At 35.6% G+C, this 19,825-nt stretch carries 20 protein-coding genes and 1 pseudogene; 16 read left to right on the forward strand and 5 right to left on the reverse strand.

Annotated elements, in window-relative coordinates; genetic code table 11:
* Positions 1 to 722 precede the first annotated feature (722 nt).
* The 9 genes from L950_RS17265 (at position 723) to L950_RS36725 (ending at position 11,233) form a co-directional block, all read left to right on the forward strand.
* The gene (locus tag L950_RS17265; RefSeq protein ID WP_052764447.1) at positions 723 to 3,497 is read left to right on the forward strand and encodes a SusC/RagA family TonB-linked outer membrane protein; all 2,775 of its coding nucleotides are present in this window, start codon (positions 723 to 725) and stop codon (positions 3,495 to 3,497) included.
* A gap of 320 nt (positions 3,498 to 3,817) precedes the next feature.
* The gene (locus L950_RS17270; protein ID WP_031287889.1) at positions 3,818 to 5,179 is read left to right on the forward strand and encodes a RagB/SusD family nutrient uptake outer membrane protein; all 1,362 of its coding nucleotides are present in this window, start codon (positions 3,818 to 3,820) and stop codon (positions 5,177 to 5,179) included.
* A 531-nt stretch (positions 5,180 to 5,710) separates the two neighbouring features.
* Positions 5,711 to 6,517 carry a hypothetical protein gene (locus L950_RS26885; protein ID WP_052764450.1) on the forward strand — a complete coding sequence of 269 codons (807 nt, stop codon included), beginning with the start codon at positions 5,711 to 5,713 and terminating at the stop codon, positions 6,515 to 6,517.
* 181 nt (positions 6,518 to 6,698) lie between these two features.
* On the forward strand, positions 6,699 to 7,997 hold the full coding sequence (locus tag L950_RS17280) for a hypothetical protein (RefSeq protein ID WP_021189342.1): 1,299 nt from the start codon (positions 6,699 to 6,701) through the stop codon (positions 7,995 to 7,997).
* Positions 7,987 to 8,385: a rhodanese-like domain-containing protein gene (locus L950_RS17285; protein ID WP_031287890.1), complete on the forward strand. Its 399-nt coding sequence runs from the start codon at positions 7,987 to 7,989 to the stop codon at positions 8,383 to 8,385. The genes L950_RS17280 and L950_RS17285 overlap by 11 nt, the downstream gene beginning before the upstream one ends.
* The gene (locus L950_RS17290; protein ID WP_021189344.1) at positions 8,375 to 9,790 is read left to right on the forward strand and encodes an MBL fold metallo-hydrolase; all 1,416 of its coding nucleotides are present in this window, start codon (positions 8,375 to 8,377) and stop codon (positions 9,788 to 9,790) included. The genes L950_RS17285 and L950_RS17290 overlap by 11 nt, the downstream gene beginning before the upstream one ends.
* Positions 9,791 to 9,804: 14 nt before the next feature.
* On the forward strand, positions 9,805 to 10,032 hold the full coding sequence (locus L950_RS36715) for an NAD(P)-binding protein (protein WP_316930678.1): 228 nt from the start codon (positions 9,805 to 9,807) through the stop codon (positions 10,030 to 10,032).
* Positions 10,023 to 10,637 carry a hypothetical protein gene (locus L950_RS36720; RefSeq protein ID WP_316930679.1) on the forward strand — a complete coding sequence of 205 codons (615 nt, stop codon included), beginning with the start codon at positions 10,023 to 10,025 and terminating at the stop codon, positions 10,635 to 10,637. The genes L950_RS36715 and L950_RS36720 overlap by 10 nt, the downstream gene beginning before the upstream one ends.
* Positions 10,638 to 10,669: 32 nt before the next feature.
* On the forward strand, positions 10,670 to 11,233 hold the full coding sequence (locus L950_RS36725; protein ID WP_316930680.1) for a phytoene desaturase family protein: 564 nt from the start codon (positions 10,670 to 10,672) through the stop codon (positions 11,231 to 11,233).
* Positions 11,234 to 11,566: 333 nt separating this feature from the next.
* On the opposite strand, the gene L950_RS17300 is transcribed toward L950_RS36725, so the two are convergent.
* Positions 11,567 to 12,070, reverse strand: a complete 504-nt coding sequence (locus L950_RS17300) for a hypothetical protein (RefSeq protein WP_021189345.1) — start codon at positions 12,068 to 12,070, stop codon at positions 11,567 to 11,569.
* Positions 12,071 to 12,090: 20 nt separating this feature from the next.
* Positions 12,091 to 12,393: a hypothetical protein gene (locus L950_RS17305; protein WP_021189346.1), complete on the reverse strand. Its 303-nt coding sequence runs from the start codon at positions 12,391 to 12,393 to the stop codon at positions 12,091 to 12,093.
* A gap of 353 nt (positions 12,394 to 12,746) precedes the next feature.
* Between L950_RS17305 and L950_RS17310 the strand changes: the two genes are divergently transcribed.
* The 6 genes from L950_RS17310 to L950_RS17335 all read left to right on the forward strand — a co-directional run bounded on the left by L950_RS17310 (position 12,747) and on the right by L950_RS17335 (position 17,796).
* Complete coding sequence (locus tag L950_RS17310; protein ID WP_031287893.1) at positions 12,747 to 14,084, forward strand: M60 family metallopeptidase; 1,338 nt, start codon at positions 12,747 to 12,749, stop codon at positions 14,082 to 14,084.
* A gap of 512 nt (positions 14,085 to 14,596) precedes the next feature.
* Positions 14,597 to 15,085, forward strand: a complete 489-nt coding sequence (locus L950_RS17315; protein ID WP_021189348.1) for an RNA polymerase sigma factor — start codon at positions 14,597 to 14,599, stop codon at positions 15,083 to 15,085.
* Positions 15,086 to 15,183: 98 nt separating this feature from the next.
* Positions 15,184 to 15,468 (forward strand): hypothetical protein, encoded by a 285-nt coding sequence (locus L950_RS17320; protein WP_231577373.1) that lies wholly within the window; start codon positions 15,184 to 15,186, stop codon positions 15,466 to 15,468.
* A 179-nt stretch (positions 15,469 to 15,647) separates the two neighbouring features.
* Complete coding sequence (locus L950_RS17325; RefSeq protein WP_021189349.1) at positions 15,648 to 15,938, forward strand: hypothetical protein; 291 nt, start codon at positions 15,648 to 15,650, stop codon at positions 15,936 to 15,938.
* Between the two features lie 16 nt (positions 15,939 to 15,954).
* Positions 15,955 to 16,386, forward strand: a complete 432-nt coding sequence (locus tag L950_RS17330; RefSeq protein ID WP_021189350.1) for an Hsp20/alpha crystallin family protein — start codon at positions 15,955 to 15,957, stop codon at positions 16,384 to 16,386.
* Positions 16,387 to 17,340: 954 nt separating this feature from the next.
* Positions 17,341 to 17,796 carry a GNAT family N-acetyltransferase gene (locus tag L950_RS17335; RefSeq protein WP_021189351.1) on the forward strand — a complete coding sequence of 152 codons (456 nt, stop codon included), beginning with the start codon at positions 17,341 to 17,343 and terminating at the stop codon, positions 17,794 to 17,796.
* Here L950_RS17335 and L950_RS30480 read toward each other — a convergent pair.
* Complete coding sequence (locus L950_RS30480) at positions 17,793 to 18,287, reverse strand: LysR family transcriptional regulator substrate-binding protein (RefSeq protein WP_197086505.1); 495 nt, start codon at positions 18,285 to 18,287, stop codon at positions 17,793 to 17,795. The genes L950_RS17335 and L950_RS30480 overlap by 4 nt on opposite strands.
* On the reverse strand, positions 18,262 to 18,570 hold the full coding sequence (locus L950_RS30485) for a LysR family transcriptional regulator (protein WP_262507123.1): 309 nt from the start codon (positions 18,568 to 18,570) through the stop codon (positions 18,262 to 18,264). The genes L950_RS30480 and L950_RS30485 overlap by 26 nt, the downstream gene beginning before the upstream one ends.
* Before the next feature lie 347 nt (positions 18,571 to 18,917).
* Here L950_RS30485 and L950_RS17345 point away from each other — a divergent pair.
* Positions 18,918 to 19,330: pseudogene (locus tag L950_RS17345) on the forward strand (GNAT family N-acetyltransferase).
* 190 nt (positions 19,331 to 19,520) lie between these two features.
* On the opposite strand, the gene L950_RS30490 reads toward L950_RS17345, so the two are convergent.
* Positions 19,521 to 19,697 (reverse strand): hypothetical protein, encoded by a 177-nt coding sequence (locus tag L950_RS30490; RefSeq protein WP_021189353.1) that lies wholly within the window; start codon positions 19,695 to 19,697, stop codon positions 19,521 to 19,523.
* Between the last annotated feature and the right edge of the window lie 128 nt (positions 19,698 to 19,825).

A 19,825-nucleotide genomic window follows, 5' to 3' on the forward strand; every position in this document is an offset into this window, starting at 1 on the left:
ACATATGTTCAGATGTTTTTTTATTACGAGCTTACTACGAAACAAACATTACCGTTGTAACAGCCAACTAAAGAGGGTTTATTTAAACTGATAAATATTTTAATTTGTGAACAACGATTTATTTTTTAATCTTTTGACTATCATAGCACTCAGTTCTCGATTTTAGCAGGATCAATAGAAATTTCAGATTTGCCCGTAGCAAATATGAGGAAAAAATCATTCATGTATGATAGAACAGGAACATTAGTATGAGAATAAAAATAAGCTAAGTAAGCCTATACTTTAGTTTTTTAGTGTCCCTTTTATTAGCGTGAAATCTATTTTATTTATGAGTGTAATAAAATCTATAGGATTAGTAGTTTTTATTGGGATAAAAAATTATATTTGCAAAGTGTTTTAAAGAATAAGCACACTAAACCCTGATTAGAGACAGTCAGGATCAATCACCTAACTAAAAAACAGCAGTATGAAATATTATTCTACGCTTGATGACTCAAACCTTTTTGGACATTATGAAGATGATGTTTAATTTCTTCCTTAATTTTTCATCCATCCTATTCCATTCCGAATACCTGGATTACGATTCTCGAATGTGTTGTTAAAACGACAAACTAACAAAAAGGGGAAGCAAGCTTCCCCCATTTTAAAAATTAGATGAGGTTCTGATTCCCAATTGGCGTTGTCGTCAGAAACCTTTTTTTACCTTAATTTTCTACAAGAATATGAAAAAAAATCAAAAGTATCTGATTTTTCAGGTACTCTTTGTCCTAACTGTGCATTTAGGGCAACCAACCTATTCCCATGCACAAAGTAAATCTACTCCTATTGTTAATGCGGCTTTTGAAGGGAAAGTTGTTGACCAGGTTAATGGAAACCCAATAGTGGGGGCGACTGTAAAGCTGCAAGGTGTGACACATTCTGTCCAAACAGATAGTCATGGAAATTTTCAATTTATTACGGGACAAAAATTACCAGCTACAGTCATCGTTTCTTTTCTGGGTTATCAATCGCAAACTGTAGAAATCACATCACCCAAAAGTATCATAAAATTATTGCCCACAGCTTCTAATTTGGATGAGGTTGTCGTTATCGGTTATGGAACAACAAAAAAACAGGATGTAGTTGGTGCCATCACAAAGATTAATGCAGGGGAAGTCAATAAAATACCTGTAGCCAGTTTTGATGCTCAGTTACAGGGGAAGGCAGCTGGATTACAGGTCGTAGCCAATTCTGGAGTTCCGGGAGAAGGTATATTTGTCCGTGTCAGAGGTACGACTTCTATTAATTCAAGCAGTGATCCGCTCTATATTATTGATGGAGTCTTTCTAAACAATACAAGCTTACAAAATGCAAATTTAGGAGGTCGTACTACATCCCCACTAGCCGATATAAATCCGGCAGATATTGAATCGATAGAAGTACTAAAAGACGCTTCAGCAACAGCAATTTATGGATCTAGGGGAGCTAATGGTGTTGTTATTGTAACGACTAAGCAGGGAAGTTATGGTGCAAAAACAAAAATTGATTTTAATCTTTCCAATGGTTTTGTTCAAGCGGATAAATCGACTTTGCCACATTTGGCATCTGGACCAGAAACCGCGGCATTAGCGAATGAATGGTGGATTAATTCGGGGATCGATAAACCATCATTAAATCAAAACTTTTCTAACAGACCTTTTCGACCGGTTAACGAAGGAGGTCGTGGCCTACCTGAGGAGCAGCAGACCTATGATCGTTTAGATTTTATTCTAAGAAATGGACGTGTGCAAGATTATAGTTTAGGTATTCAAGGTGGAGGAAATAAGTCCCGATATTATATAGGTACTGGGTATACAGATCAAGAAGCATTTTTTAAAGTTATCGATTTCTCACGAGCAAATTTTAAGTTTAATTTTGATCAACAGCTAAATGAACGCATTAAGATCGGAATTACAAGTAATATTGCTAGAACAAAAAGAAATCAAGCACGTACAGGTGACGGTCCGCAGGTCAGTTTGTGGAATTCTGCAGTTTCTTCGGCTACCTATACAGCGACACACGATCAGGAAGGGGTGGCTACAGGATCTGATAATACTTATGTATTAGTTGATAATTATGATGTCAATACATTAAGTTTACGTTATATCGGAAGTGTTTTCGCTGAAGCAGATATACTTCCCGGTTTAAAATTCAGGAGCAGTTTTAGTGCTGATTACAACAAATATGATGAAAATCAGTACTGGAATACCAATACTAGTATTGGAAGAGCTAACAATGGACAAGCAACGTCAGGAATTTCTGAAAATACCACTTGGATTAATGAGCAGACCTTAAACTATCAAAAACAATTCAATAGCGTTCACAAAATTACGGCTTTAGTGGGCAATACCTTGCAGCATAATACTTTGAATTATTTGTACGCAGAAGGTAATGGATTTGCCAACAATAGTTATAAATTAATTTCTTCAGCTTCTACCCGTACTTCATCTCAGGACTGGACAGCTTACTCTATTGCTTCTTTTTTCGGAAGAGCAGGATATCAGTATTCCGATAAATATTTTGCAGAAGCGACATTAAGAGCTGATGCTTCCTCCAAATTTGGAAAAAATAATCGTTGGGGATATTTTCCAGCTTTCGCGCTTGCTTGGCGACTGAAGCAAGAGGACTTTTTGAAAGATGTAAACTGGTTAAATGACCTGAAAATTAGAACATCCTATGGAATTACAGGTAATCAGTCAGGGATCAGCAATTTCGCTTCACGGGGACTTTGGTCCGGAGGTAGTTCGTATGCCGATGTTATCGGTTCTCCTTTACCAGGTATAGGGCCTCAGCAACTTGGTAATGATGACTTGAAATGGGAGACAACAGCACAGTATAATATCGGTTTTGATGCAGAGTTATTTAAAAATAGATTATCTATTACCCTGGATGTTTACGATAAATATACTTCCAATATTTTACTGCAACAACCGATTAAGACTTCTTCTGGTTTTTCCCAGTATTGGGCCAATGTTGGCGAAGTGAGTAACAAAGGTTATGAGTTGACTATTAATAGTGTTAATATTCAAAATCAAAATTTTACGTGGAAAAGTAGTTTCAATATCTCAGGAAATAAAAACAAAATAGAAAAACTACCGACCCAAATTACGCAGTATACACGTGATTGGGTGATTTTAAAAGAAGGACAATCTTTGAATTCATTCTGGCTCTATGAGCAGTTATCTGTTGATCCTAAAACCGGAAATGCCATATTTGATGGTCAGCTGGAAGATGGAACAGTTCCAGTAAATGCCCGCAAAATTATGCATAATGCATATCCTAAATTTTATGGGGGTTTAAATAATTCGTTCAGCTATAAAAGCTTTGATCTCAGCGCAGCGCTGTCTTATCAATTTGGTAACTACACTTTAAATCTGGAGCGCTATTTTAGAGAACGTAACCCTACTAGCGGGGGAGTATTTGAAAATGTGCTAAACCGTTGGCAAAAAGATGGTGATATTACCGATGTGCCAGATTAACATCGATAGGGAATAACTATACCATTGATCAGAACAGCCGTTATTTAGAGGACGCATCCTTTGTAAGGCTTAAACAATTGTCGATAGGGTATACACTGCCGAAATCTTTCTTGAGTAAAGCTGGAATTAGTAATGCTCGGATATATTTTCTAGGCTCGAATTTGTTCCTTTGGACAAAATATACAGGAGATCCTGAATCTAATGTTACCTCAAATCCGAATGCACAGGGACTTGGATCATTCGGAACTCCACCTCAGCCCAGAAGCTTTCAGCTTGGATTTAACCTAACACTATAATTTCACCTAAGATAAAAATAACAGATGAAAATTCTTAAATATAGCTATATATGGACTTTGGCCGTGACGTTTACACTGTCCTCATGCGAGAAATTTTTGGAAATAGATCCTCGGATTTCTACCTCTGATCAGGTGACAATCAATGATGAAAATTCTGCACACACTGCCGTTAGAGGGATATACAATCAGTTGCAGTCAGACGGATATTACGGGTATACATTTCAGACTATCGGTTTTTTCTCCGGCGATAATATTGAATATACAGGAAGCCAGATTGTGAACCAATCTTTAACCAATCACAGTGTAAGAGCAGATTTACCCGCTTTAGCCACAGCATGGACTGCGATATACAATACGATCAACCGTGCGAATAATGTGATTGCTAAAGTACCGGCCCTATCGGTTACTCCAACTTTTACAGATGCGGTAAGAAATCAACTGGTCGGAGAAGCCTATTTTCTTCGGGCATTGTCTTACTTTGATCTAGGTAGAACCTGGGGTGGGGTACAGCTTGTCTTAGTCCCAACATCTTCTTCCAGCAATCTAGAGAATTTAAAAAGATCTTCTTTAGCAGATACCTACCGGCAAGTACTGGCAGATTTGATAAAAGCAGAAGAACTTTTACCCAATAGTACCAATCGTATCCGTGCAACCCGTAAAACAGTTTGGGCACTTCGCGCACGCTACCATCTATATCGGGAGGAATGGAAAGAAGCAATTACTTATGCCAGCAAATTAATTGATGATAAAAGTAATTATAATCTTTTAACACCTTACTTTTCATTTTTTGCAGACAATGCTTCAGGAACAAATGAATCCATATTGGAATTATATTATACAACCAATGTCGTTAATACCCAGGCTTATCAATGGCAACCCAGTACAAAGGGAGGTGTTGGCTGGATCCGACCTTCAATGGGAATTGTTAATTTATTAAATAATAAATCGATCGCGGGAACGCGTCAATCTTTAATTTCTAAAGTAGTATTAAATGGTGTGGACAATTGGTTCGGCAATCTCTATTATAGAACTAATGGAACAGATCCAGCATATCTGATCCGAATAGCTGAACTATACTTGATCCGTGCGGAGGCATATGCGCAGGATAATGATATTGCCAAATCTCTTGCAGACTTAAATGTAATCAGAAAACGTGCCGATATTCAGGAACTTAATATAGCTGATAAAGCAACATTATTATTAGCCATAGAACAGGAGAACCGGATTGAGTTTGCATTTGAAAATCATCGCTGGTATGACCTAGTGCGCACAAGACGTGCAAAAACAGTTCTTGGAATAGATGAAGATTTTCGACTTCTTTTACCAATTCCGTATGCGCAGATTCTGATCGATAAAAATCTAGAACAAAATCCTCAATATAAATAAATATTTTTATGGAAATAGCTATTTCAACTAAAAATGGAGTTCAGCTGAGAGTTTCTCCATCCGGCTTTTATTTATCTTTTTTATTATTTTGACACTCCCATATGATGTTCATTTGTATCACGCTCTTCGGCACTTCAGCTTTGAATCTGCATATCAGTTAGCGACTTTCAGAACATCGTTTATAGCTGAAAGCGATTATGTGGGGAATCATTTTGAGGGATTTTATAATTGGCTCATAGCTTTAGTTATTGCTTTTTTTGGTGCTGTTATATGGACTAAAAAGCGGAAGAGTCAAGAACATGAGCTCTACTATTGGCTTAGGGTACTTTTACGTTATCGTTTGGCTTTTGCATTATTGCTTCAGGAATAGTTAAGCTGGTACCGGTTCAGTTTCCAGCTCCAACGCTTAGTGATTATAATACCGAATACGGCGATTTTTTATTATGGAAGATTTATTACTTAAGTACTGCAATCACTAAAGCTGGGTATGTTCCGGGCATAGGAGTTTTAGAGATAACTGCGGGTGTACTCTTGGTATTCCGAAAAACAGTAGCAGTAGGGGCAGGTGTGTTAATTGCTCTTTTAGCCAATATTGTCATTGTCAATTTTGTGTATGAATTGGGAGAACAGGTGTATAGTCTATTCCTATTATTAATTGCCATTACCTTATTTTCCTATGATTTACCACGTTTTTTTAATGCAGTATTTCGGCAGGTGAAAACACAGCCAGAGATTGTTAATCCGCTAGTTTCACAGCCTCTCAAAAAACTAAGGGTACTATTCAAAGGTGGGTTTTTACTATTTTTTATACTTTTTGGATTTTTGACCTACAGCTCCTGGAAAAGTAGTAATTACCCATACCCAAAGGAATCTGGAATAGCGCATATCCGAGGTTTATACAACGTGGATGAGTTTGTTCTTAATTCAGATACATTAGCCTACTCCCTGACCGACAGTAGTCGGTGGCAAAATGTGGTGTTTGAATCTTGGAATACTTTTAGTATAAAACGAAAATCAGATATCAAAGCAGATCTTCATAAACCTCGTATTATTTGGCAAGCTGATTCACTTCGCAATTTTGAAAATATCGGAAATGGTGGTCGGGAATTTTACCGTTATACCTTTGCTCAGGTTCCAGATGGACGGTATCAGATCCGTGCAATAAATAAGAGAAATGCAATACAATCATTTCAATTTGAATTGCAAAAGAGTGGTGAAAATGTGTTATTGCTGTTAGGAAAGAATGAACAAGGAGAGTCCCTACAGGTTAAATTGCGCAAAATTAATAAAGAATACCTCTTAGACAAAGGCCGTAGAAAACCAATTTCCATTTATTAAATTATTTCACAATGTCAGCTATAAAAAATATGTATCCGGAGAGAAGTTCTATATATCGTGCTTGGTCTACTTGGGAGAAAATAAGTTTTAGATTTGCTTTTATTTTTTTATACTACTGGTAGTTCCCATTCAATTTTCCTGGTATAAAAAGTTATTTGAAGATTTTTCATTTTATGGACTATTGGCGAATGTCTCCGGTTTCAGACCGGAATTTATAGAGATTTCGTCAGAAAGTGGTAAGTGGGGAATAGATTCTTATGCCACATGGGCTATTGCGGCAATTATTTCGGCTATTGGAACCGCAATCTGGACTTGGTTAGCTAGTGGGCGCCAACGCTTGTCATACAATCAACTTTATTATTGGCTTAGAGTACTGGTTCGCTATCGTATCGGTCTAGGATTGATTGCATTCGGTTTTATTAAATTTTATCCGATGCAGATGCCTTTTCCTTCAATTGCAAACCTGCATACCGATCTGGGCGATTACGCACCTTTTAAATTATATTGGCAGTCCGTAGGAGTTTCTGTTTGGTATCAGATATTCTTAGGTTTCTTAGAAATAGGAGCGGGTACATTGATGTTTTTTAGAGCCACGACGGCCATTGGAGCTATTATCAATGCAGGTGTATTATATAATATTGCCCATGCTAATTTTGCCTATGACGGGGCTGTTCATGTCTATAGTTCTTACTTTGTATTGTTATCCTTGTTTTTATTGATCCTGTATATTCCAGATTTATATCGGTTGTTTATCAAAAAAGAAGCAATTACGCCACAGTATTATCGTATAAAGTTGGACAGTAGGACTAAAAGGCGTGGATATTATCTTGCTAAAGCACTTTTTATCTTGGTATTTGTCTTTGTGTATGGTGCTTACCGCTATGATTTTCATTATTATCAGGGGCGATTAAAAGAACCCGTTATTCCAGGATTTTCCAAGGCAGTAGGCCATTATACGGTTAGCCAATTTATCTTAAATGGCGATACCTTAACCTATTCGCCTTATGATTCAGTGCGTTGGCATGATGCCGTATTTGAACGATACTCAACACTAGTGTATAAAGTTAATAAAAAACAACCTATAGATCTAAGAAATGGAACTCCCCATAAGACAGATCTTTTTAAAGATTATGAGTTTACTGGCCGTGCCGGCGGTAGAGTATATCTATATTATGAAATTGATTCTTTGGAGAATGCGATTTATGTCGTTAATAAAGGAAGGAAGTTTAATGAAAACTTCGAAAAGGAAAATAAAAAAGAAAATGAAGTTAATCTCAAAAAACTTTATCAAACAGCAATCCGTGATAGCATTGGTATTCTCAAATGGAAATATGAACGACCTTCCACAGAACAGATCGTGCTATCCGGTCAAGATGTGAGTTTTGATTCTATTAAAGTCGTTTTAGATAGAATTCCAGAGCAACCTTTACTTGGAAAAGGCTGGTTTTCAGAAAATAAAAAATATACTTATGTACAATAAATTAATTGTTCTATTTGTCTTGGTAATGATAGCATGTTCTGGTGTCAATGCGCAATCGTATGAAAATCTTACCGTGACAAAATTTGAGAAAGGGATCTCTGGAAAGCGGCATCAGCTCGTTGATGTGAGGACTCCAAAAGAATATGCCTTAGGGCATCTTGAAGCAGCGTCCCAGGCCGATTGGAAAGATTCGACAGTATTTGTTGCTCAAATTGGGGTTTTAGATAAATCAAGACCTGTTTACATTTATTGTCGATCTGGCAACCGAAGTAGTAAGGCTGCATCATGGCTTATTGAGCATGGTTTTAAAAAAGTATACAATCTTCAGGATGGGATAATCGGCTGGGAACAGTCAGGAAGAAAAATAGTTAAAGCAGATGATAAATAGAAGAAGTTTTCTCACGCAAAGCCTACTACTAGCTGGGACAGGTATATGGGCACAGACAAAAAAAGTGAACGATAGACAAATTATTTATCAATTTTTTGATTCAGGTTTAGCACATTTCTCCTACGCCGTCTTAGTAGATAAAAAAATTATTTTAATAGATCCTGCACGTGATGCAGGATCTTATTATACTTTTGCCAAAGAGCATGGGGCAACGATCATTGGTGTTATAGAAACTCATCCGCATGCTGATTTTGTCAGTTCCCATCTCGAGATCGCTAATTATACCAAGGCGAAGATTTATATTAGTAAATTACAGAAAGCAAGTTTTGAGTTTGAGCCTTTCGATACAGGGAACACCATTAGATTAAGTCCATCTATTAGTTTAAAAGCGCTCTCTACACCTGGACATTCTCCAGATAGTATTTCTGTTGTATTAGAAAAAGACAAAGAGCCACATGCTGTTTTTACGGGCGACTCCTTATTGTTTGGCTCCGTAGGCAGGCCAGATTTACGAACATATTCAGGCGAATTTACTACTCAGCGTGAGCAATTGGCAAAGCAGCAGTTTCATACGATGCAGGATATCTTCGCACTATTTCCAGATAAAACCGTTGTCTATCCTGCACATGGGGCAGGCTCTCACTGTGGTAATGCTATTCGCAATGTGAAGGAAAGTACAATTAGGGAAGAGAAACGAACCAACCCTGCTTTCACTTGGCTCGATGAGGATGAATTTGTAAGGCAACTGTTGCTCGATCAGCCCGATATTCCCCAATATTTCCCTTATAATGTAGAACTCAATAAATTAGGGGCGAATGAGTTGCATAAAGCATTGTCAGCTGTTCCAATACTTGACAATAATTATTGGGAAGAAAGTGCGCTTTTTATTGATACTCGTCTTTCTTCAGCTTTTAGAATAGCACACAGGAAGGGAGCACTAAATATTCCAGATGCTGATAAATTCGAGACTTGGTTAGGCACTTTAATTGCCCCTCATCAGGGATTCTATATCGTGGTTTCAGAGGTGTCAGAAATCAAGCCTATGCTATTGAAAACCGCAAAGATTGGATATGAAGCATTTGTTAAGGGTATATTTGTCTATAATCAAAACAGCGCAGATTTAAGTATAGATAATTTTGATTCGGATCTTCTTAAGGCTAATCAAGACGGATATACCATTATTGATGTTAGAACTGAAAAAGAAGCCAAGGATAAATATTTCGATAAGGTAATCAATATTCCACTTTCAGAGTTAACGGAGCGTTTGCAAGAGATTCCTGATGGAAAAACGGTACTTGTACACTGTGCTTCTGGCTATCGCTCAGGAATAGCGGCAAGTTTAATTTTGCGTTTAAGACCTGAGCTAAATATTATGGATATTTCCAATGCGATTACTAAATTTTAACATTATCTTCGATTATGTCTAAAACATATGATGTTATTATAGTCGGTTCAGGACCTAATGGAATTGCCGCAGGTATTACATTACAGAAAGCAGGATTATCTACGCTCATCATTGAAGGTCGTGATACTGTTGGAGGAGGCATGCGTACGGCCGATTTGATTGAACCGGGATATCGACATGATATCTGTTCTGCTATCCATCCAATGGCTTTGCTTCTCCGTTTTTTACCGCTTTGGATTTGAGGGCGCACGGACTGGAATTTATTTTCACTAAGTACCAGGCTGCTCATCCCTTTGATAATGGTTCTTCGGCATTTTTAAGTCGCTCTATTTCAGAAACTGCCGAGGGATTAGGTTTGGACAGAAAGGTGTACCGCGATTTGATTGACCCTATTGTTTCCGAATGGGATTATATCGCTTCTGCAACAATGGGTCCTTTTGAATTTCCGAAACGCCCCCTTCTATTGGCTAAATTTGGACTGCAGGCTTTAAAACCAGCGGCTACAATGGTCAATAAATTCAAGGAAACTCATACAAGAGGATTATGGGCAGGTATGTCTGCGCATGCCATTCAGCCATTCACTAATATGGCTTCTTCAGCAATAGGGTTGATATTAAGTGCTGTTGGACATAAATATGGATGGCCTATTCCTAAGGGCGGATCACAGGCTATTGCCGATGCATTAGTTTCCTTGTACACTTCTTTAGGAGGCGAATTAAAACTTAATTATTTTGTAGAAGATATTGATGAGCTGGCACCGTATAATACCGTTATGTTTGACCTAACACCGAAGCAGATCTTAAAAATAGCAGGACATAGATTGTCAACTGCCTACAAAAAAAGCTAGAATCTTATCGCTACGGCATGGGGGTTTTTAAAATGGATTTTATTATTGATGGAGAAATTCCGTTTTTAGATGAGCGATGTGGAGATGCTGCTACTGTTCATTTAGGTAATACTTATGAAGAAATAGCTGCTGCTGAATCCCTGACATCAAAAGGCGGATATCCCGAAAAACCATTTGTAATGCTCGCTCAGCAAAGTAAATTCGATAACAGCCGAGCACCTGCCGGTAAAAATACTGTTTGGGCTTACTGTCATGTACCTAATGGTTCGATCAGAGATGTTTCTGTTGCAGTTGAAAATCAGATTGAACGCTTTGCACCGGGATTCAAAGAACGAATCACTGCAAAAAGTACAATGAATACAGCACAATTGGAAGCCTACAACCCAAACTATATTGGAGGAGATATTAATGGTGGTATTATAGATATCCGGCAATTATTTACCAGACCAACGGTACAGTTAAGACCCTATAGAACATCCAATCAACAGATTTATATTTGTTCATCTTCTACTCCTCCAGGGGGAGGAGTACACGGTATGTGTGGTTATCATGCCGCTAAAACAGTACTAAAAGATCGTTTCAATATTTTATTATAAAGGTAGTTTTAAATGATGTCGTACATCATTGCGAAAATCGCAATTAAGTGCATCACTTCATGATTTAATAGAATGGCTCATTAATCGTTATTATTATTATTATTATTATTATTATAGTTACTTTTCATTTTGAAAGCTAGATTTTTATTGTGTTTAACTCAGACATCTAAACTTATTAATTCATCTGCAGAGATATCTTTGTGATGGATTTTTAATTTACCAGGTGTTTTTATATATATATAAAGAAAAATGTTCATTATCTAATTGATTATTGTAATAACTGAAAGTGTTGGTAAAACTTGGACTTTAAATTCTATATTGCGTTCCACTAAATTACTTGCCAAGTACTACGATCTTGATTTCATTATCTGGTTTGAGACCACTAATACCTCCTCCAGTGTATTTGACGGTGTACTTTCCCGGTTTTATGGAATAGTTTTTTGCTAGATTAAATACAGTACTCACGCTATCATGAGGAGGTACTTGAATATAACTTTCCTCAGGAGGCGGCATCATCCGTTTGGCCATAGGGCCTGTAAATTCGGCTTCGTTCCCTTGAACATCTATAATTTCCATGTATTTACCTAAAAAGGGTTCAAAAGGTGTTTCCCATTTACAAAAACGCTGCATCGTATCTGAGTGGTTTGCCACAGTGAAGGATAATATCACAGAATCGGTGGTTAAATTGTTAGAATCGGCTCTCAAATGTGTTGCCAGTTTGGGAGTTACTGTAAGAGTTTGTTTTGTTTTACTTGCAGAGCTTACTGTTTTTTGATTTTGGCAACCTGTAAACATTATAATTCCTACACCAATTATTAAAGAGAATTGACGAAGCATATTTTTTGAGCTTTGGTAGTTTATTTGAATGAAATTTCCGATACTTCTATTAATTCAGGACCACTCTCAATTGGATAACCTAAAACTTTTTTACCTTTTAGAGTGACTGATTTATTAACAAATTCATCTAACTTGACGCGAGAGCTTTGCAATGCATAGGTTTTATTTTCCGAATTTATCTTATGTGTTCCATATTGAAAAGTAGTCATTCCTAACGGAGTTATTTCTCCTGTTAGAACTATTGTACTCATACCACCAGTCTTTTTCATTGTGCAGCCTGAAAGTAGGCCTACGAGCATGGATAATATCACGATCTTTTTCATACTTAAATAAACGCAGAAAAACGAAGTAATGCTACAATTTTAATAATTAAAATGTTGAGGTCTAATACTGGAAAAATTCTATTATAATCTTTCTATGATTACTATTTATAAATCGTTATTCATTAATAATTTCTCCGATTTAAAGTTTTATAAGGTATTCATTTTAGTACTTCTTTATGAATGATTTAGAATATTCTTGATTCTTCAAAACAACGTTTTCGTGATTTATGCAATCGTTTGTTTCGTGTTTTTATTTTGTCAAATTTAAATAAAGAATCACTTTTATAGTAAACTAGAAGGTAACCAAAACCTATTATAGTTGTGAAATATTATAAACTTAAATTAAATTATCGATGAGAAAATTATGTTTTTATGCGTTTGTATTATCCTTGTTTAGTTATCTATCCTCATGCAAAGTATCTGAGGGATGGGAACCTGTCATTTCTGATCCAGAACCACAAGGTTTAGCTATTGCAGATTCGGTCCAGCTTTTTAAAGTTACTCCATCAGCGGCGACGGTAGCAGATCGATTACAGTTTTGTGCCAATCACAACGATATGCAGGTCACAGGTTATTATGCAGCTCCAAACAGTACGATCACTGTAAATGTTCATGTAATTAATGGTAATACAGCGGCTCGACTTGCCATAGGTACTCCTTTTAGAGATAACATAAGACCTGTAAGGCAGTATTTCAATCTCACTTCCGGTCAGCAGACATTTACGGTTGATGAGTATGGTGGTTTGGTTTATTTAATCTATACAGCTAATAATTATACAACAACTGGGGAAATCGAGATTTCCTTTGATCAAGGATTTATTCCTGTTCCTTTCTTTCAAAAGGGTAAGACTACACATCAACAGTGGATAAGAACGCTCGATTCTTTAAAGAATAATGTGCCAGATGTTGTGTTTTCATCAGACCGAACAGTTTTAGTCGCAAATATGGACGAGGCTTTATTATTTAAAAATGAAGATCAGCAGCTTATTGTCAATCGCTTAGATTCTATTATTAATTTTTCCAACTACATCAGTGGTTTAAGTGGTACAAGCGGACTTCATGCAATACCAGATAATAAACACCTGATTACTGTAAGAGATTCGGCGTCGGGCGGCTATATGGCCGCTGGTATTTCTATTTATTATACAGAAGGACTATCTTATCGTATGTTACAACCGAAATATCTTTCCAATACGAATGGCTGGGGTATTTGGCATGAAGTTGGGCATACTTATCAACAAAAGGGATGGACCTGGGGTGGATTAACGGAAACAACGGTCAATGTTTACTCGTTGGCTTCTGAAAGAGGTTTTGGCCTTCCAATAAGTCGAATTACAGCTAATAACTTATGGCCGAAGCTAAGTAACTATTTTCTCAAACCTTTATCTGAACGAAATTATAATTCTGGAGACAATGATCTCAAACTTATTATGTTCTATCAGTTACAATTGGCATTCGGAGATAATCTATATATTCAATTAAGTAGAATAAATAGAGAGGAAAGGCCTAACGTTTCAAGCGATGAAGACAAAATGCGTTATTTTATGCTTACAACTTGTAAAATCACACAAAAGGATTTATCGGACTTTTTTAGAAAATGGGGATTAAAAGTTAATGAATCGGTTTATACAGAAATAGCTAATCTACAATTACCTATACCTGCTCAGGATCTTACTAGTCTTAGGGACTAAATTCATGCTCTAATCACTTTGATGCAATGCATTCAGAATTCTGGAAAATTTATTGCATTGTATCCTAAACCTCTCTTGTCTGAGAAATTATTTCTCGACAAGAGAGGTTTATTAGTAAAGCAGATTGACTGAATAAACAGAGCTACTTTCGTTTGGACAAAAACTAATTTTTAGAGTTATATTGCTGTTATATTATAGAATATTTCATTACCCTGATTTTATATTCTAATACATCTAAAAAATCGTCCCTTTGTAATCTAAATTTCTTCGAGTTAAAACATGGCGCAGCAATTGTGATGGCAAAAATGTTTTAACTATATTATATTTAAAACAATACCTTTATCATCATCGTTTATAAGTATGCTTAAGTGACTAGTACAAATTAATTTGAATTATTTAAAGTAATAACCCGTGACGATCGTCTACAAATGCATGGATGCTACTCATACCTTAAACATGTCTTATAAAAAACATCTTCAATATCCGAGGTCGTCAAAAACTATGGCTCACAATTGCTTCGTTTCATCAATGGAAAGGTTAAAAAGATAGAGGATGCTGAAGATATTTTGCAAGAAGTATGGTATCAGACAAGCCGGCTTTCTAATATCGACCAGTTGGAGAATATGAGTGGATGGCTTTATGCGGTGGCTAAAAATAAGATAACAGATCTATATCGTAAAAAGAAACCAGAATCTTTGGAAGATCATACCTATGAAGATGATGAGGGAAAGATACAGATTAAAGAAATATTACTGGCTGATGATACAAATGATGCCGAGCTGAAAATGTTCAAAGATCTTTTTTGGGATCAGCTTATGAAAGCTTTGGATGAATTGCCCGAAAAACAGCGAAATACATTTTTATGGCATGAGATTGAAGATATGACGCTACAGGAAATAGCAGATCAGGAAGGAGAAAGCATAAAGACTATCATCAGTCGTAAAGGATATGCTGTGAAGCATCTGAGAGAAAGGCTTCGCGTGCTTTATAATGAAATTTAATATTAAAAGATAACTTATGAACAATAGATTTAGTGGCAATAAAAAGAAAAAACTTTTTTTATGATCCCTTGCGGAATCACACTTGCCTTATTATTTGTATGGGGAGTACAGTTACTCTGGAATGTACTTATGCCCGAAATATTTGGTTTAAAGATAATCTCTTTTTGGCAGGCTTTTGGTCTTCTACTCTTATCGAAGATTCTTTTGGTGGTTTTAGATTTAAAGGCCGTAGAGGTGACATGTGTCATGGACATGATTTTAACAACCCTTCACAACAGTTCAGTGATGAGGATAGATCCAGATTCAAAGCAGAATGGAAACGTAGATTTTCAGCAGCTTGCCACGATCGGAATAGAAATGATGATGAAATTAAAAAGCAGTAAAAGGAATATAGATTAAAGTAAAAAAGAGCAACGAAATTCATTTTGTTGCTCTTTTTTTATACGCTACAATTTCTTTCAGGCCCATAATACTTTGAAAAAAGATATTTTTTTTAAAGTATTATGGATTCAAGTGCGTCTTCTATCAAAAGGCCTTTAAAATAATTATAAAAAAACAAGACATGAAAAATAAAATTCGATTTATCATACCAAAGCTCTTAGGAGTAACAATCGTTGTAGGTTTACTGTCCTTCGTCATCGGACTGCTTTTTAAATTATTAGTAGCAGCTACGATCTTGAGTGCGGTAGGGATATTTATAGCAAGCAGGATGCGTAATAAGAAATCTAAAAAAATGTTGCGGGAATATTGGACCCCCGTTGCACCTGATTTTAGAACAGATAACAGTTCGCCATTGCGTCCAGTTTCTCACGAAGTTCAACACACTAATTTCGCCATTATCCCGATCAATTAATTTTAATACAAAGACAATGTTTAATAGAAATAATAACACCGCAGACTGTTTTGCTAAATACGGCAATTTAAAAAATCAATTTGAGCAGCAATTTGGAAAGTTTAGAAATGAGTTTTCTCGTGATATACGTCCACTTGTCAATATCGAAGAGAATAGTTCATTTTTTACACTTCAACTCTATGCTGCTGGTCTCAAGAAAGAACAGTTTAAAATTGAAATAAAAGATAAAATATTGACAATTTCGTATGAAGCCCCTGTGCAGGAACAGAGCGAAGAGCAGTATATGTACCGTGAATTTATTCCGCAATCTTTCAGCAGATCGTTCCAGCTGAACGAGCAGGTCTCCAATGTCAATTTAACAGCAAGTTATGAAGAGGGAGTTTTAACTGTGATCCTTCCAAAAGACAGCACATCTTATAGACCAGCCCAACATGTTAAGGTAGGTTGATAATTACTTGTGGTTTTGTAATAAAAGAAATGGCTTAGTGAAAACTAGGCCATTTTTTCATAAAAATAATATGAATCGTTTGTTATTAACTTTTGAAGCCTTGACCAGTTGTATGTTTTTCTCAATGTAAGAGGGAGCACATACTTTTTTAGCCTTATAGAGTCGGTCAAGTTACTCAGCTAGGGACATTTTAGATTTAACAATAACTTTTTTGTCATTAACATGATTCTCTATGCAACGATATTTTACTGTTCAGCAACGTGATCATGTGTCGTATTGAAATTACTCTCTTGATCCAGCGACAGGGAGATAAATGAAATAAATGAGTTATACTTTTTAGGTATCAATTATTAATTGATTGATACTTTTTGTTATTATATATGGTTTAGGAAGCCGTATTGATTGTTTGTTAAAATCAAGATATGTAAAATTCCAGAGGTATTTTTGATTTTTTGGACAACAAAATTTTAATAGTCATATCATGAGAGATTGAAATATATAGTTTTGGGAATGTTGGAAAGCAATTTGGATTGGCAATGGATAACCAAACTTTAACTAACGAATCTTTGGAATTGACAGCGCTGAGATCTTTGTATTTATCAAAGCCCCATAGGATGAACAGGACGGTTTTTTGACGAGCAGATCTTATTTATTTAATCTTTTTTTATTACCCTTATTTTCTTGTGATTTCGGGGTATATTATTTTATATATTTTGGGAGCGACTTAGGAATGCTTCGCTTTTTTTCTTAGGTTGTCTCCATTTTTTATGCGCATAGGGTTGGAAATATGAGGGGTGAGAAATAAAATAGAGTCATTTTTTGATGCAAAAATTGAATTAGATAATCACAAAATAGCATTTTTCAAAACTTTTTATTTGGGTAATTTTACAGCATGTTAATGGGGTAAAAAATACAAATTACAAAATAGCTTAAAAATAAGATGAAAAATTGATTATGGGAAAAATATATGCAATAAAATCATTTAAAGAACTATCTAATGAGGAGCTCTACCAAATATTAAAGCTTAGAAGCGAGGTGTTTGTGGTAGAACAGCATTGTGTTTTTCAGGATATGGATAACAAAGATCAGGAGAGTTTACATGTTATGTGCTATATAGATGACAAGTTAGCTGCATATACTAGAGTTCTTCCGGAAGGATTGAGTTTTGAGGAAGTATCTATAGGAAGAGTAATTACATCTCCGCTTTATAGGGGGCTTGGATTAGGAAAAGAAATAATGGAACAATCAATAGCGGTTTGTGAAAAGCTGTTTGGTATTACGCCTATACGAATTGGTGCACAGCTTTATCTGAAAAAATTCTATAACGAATTCGGATTTGTGGAAATTGGTGATGTATACATTGAGGATGGTATCGTACATATTGAAATGGTAAGGAATTCAAATAATTAGATTAGGTTAAGGACGTTTTTAATAATGATATTGGGATCATCTTTACGCCAGTTGATGTAAAGATCTGTATAAAAAGGTAGTGAAATGAAACGAACACCTGTTGCATTGTTGAGATCATATGATTGGGGTAAAATAGAAACACCTAGCCTTTTTCTAATCAGAGGTATAATAGTTGATCCAAATTGACAAGAAATGTAGGATTCTGAATCTATGTCATAATGGGCAAAAACCTTTTTAATTAGAGTAGCATAACTGCTATTTAATCCTCCATAGGTGAGTATAAACTTTTGAGCACTGAGATTAGCGTTAGAAATATCGTCGCTAGTTTTAAAATCATGATCTTCAGGGACAACAAGACAAAGATTTTCAGTACTCAGTTTTTTCGAATTAATAAATGGGGAGTGGTTGATATCTCTGCTGAATAACATATCAATTTTGTAATTTTTTAGTGATTCTTCTTCCTCTTCATAAGCAAGCTGTAGCAGCTCTATTTTTAATTTCGGAAACGGACGAAATTTTTGATATCATGTCGGGCAGGATCGCTGAAGACAAGGAATCTGGATATGCCAACTTGAGTGTGCCACACTCCCCTAAATGGATTTGAAGAGCTTGCTGCTGTATGATATCAAGATTAATGAGTTCTGCTTGCCACTTATCCTTTAGAAACACACCTGTGGCCGTTAATTTTACATTTCTCTTGTCTCTATAAAAAAGTTTGAGATTCAATTCGCTTTCCAAGGCCATAATCTGCCTGCTAAGTGCTGATTGAGTAATACCTACTTTTCAGAAGTATTCCAGAAATGTAGTTCATCGGCTAATGTAAGAAAGTATTTAATCTGCTGAATATCCATCATGCAATTTAATCAAAAATCGGATATGTCATTGATAATTGAGATATTTAATACCTGTATTAGCACTTACGTAAGGTAGAATTTTTGTGATTGTAGAAGCTAAAGAAAATATGAAATGTTTAAATATGAATTGGAATTTTTACCAGATAAGATAACACTATGCAAAATATAGCAATAAAAAGAGTCACTCTTGATGACATTACTGTACTGCAGAAAATCGGCAGAGAAACATTCTTTGAAACATTCTCCAACAGCAACTCGGAGGAAAATATGCAACAATATTTAGAAGATGGTTTTTCTGTTAAAAAGCTCACGGAAGAATTAGGGAATAGGAACTCTGAATTCTATTTTGCGGTACATGATGAATACGTTATTGGTTATTTAAAACTAAATTATGGAAGGTCACAAACCGAATTGAAAAATGAAGCGAGTTTGGAAATCGAACGAATTTATGTATTACAGAAATATCAAGGAAAAAAATTGGCCAAATACTATATGAAAAAGCAATTCAGATTGCACATGATAAACAGGTCAAATATGTATGGTTAGGTGTTTGGGAACAAAATCTGCGAGCGATTAATTTTTACAAAAAAAATGATTTTATCGAGTTTGATAAGCATATTTTTAAGTTGGGTAATGACGCGCAGACTGATATTATGATGAAAAAAAATATTACCATATAACGATCGTTTTTTTTTAAGTGATTTAATATCATATTGTAACTTCATAAGTTTCTAAATAGACATGAATAGGTTCTTTGCGTCTTTTTACCCGTAAAAGATTTCTATTGAGAAGGAAGCATTGATGCGATCGGCTGTAAATCTAGAATTGCTACTATCTTTTAAGGAGAGGCTTAATACAGGGAAGTCTATGTTAATTTTCCAGAAGCCAATTAATTCCTACCACCAACATGATGATGACAGCAATTACATATTTTATTTTGATCACTTGTTGTTTTCGATAAGCAATGTAAATACCACAGGCCATAATAATAGCAAAGGCAATGATAATCCAGCCAAATGAGAGATTATTTCCAAGTTTAATTTCCATTATAATTCTAGTATTGATTTAAATGTTGATGATGTTGTAAAATGAATGTTATTTAATCTTTTTCAATTATAACATTGGTTATTTTATAATTGAAATTAGTGTTGTCTCGTAACCGTCCTATTAACTAC

The organism is Sphingobacterium sp. IITKGP-BTPF85 (assembly GCF_001006065.1).
Taxonomy (GTDB): domain Bacteria; phylum Bacteroidota; class Bacteroidia; order Sphingobacteriales; family Sphingobacteriaceae; genus Sphingobacterium; species Sphingobacterium anhuiense.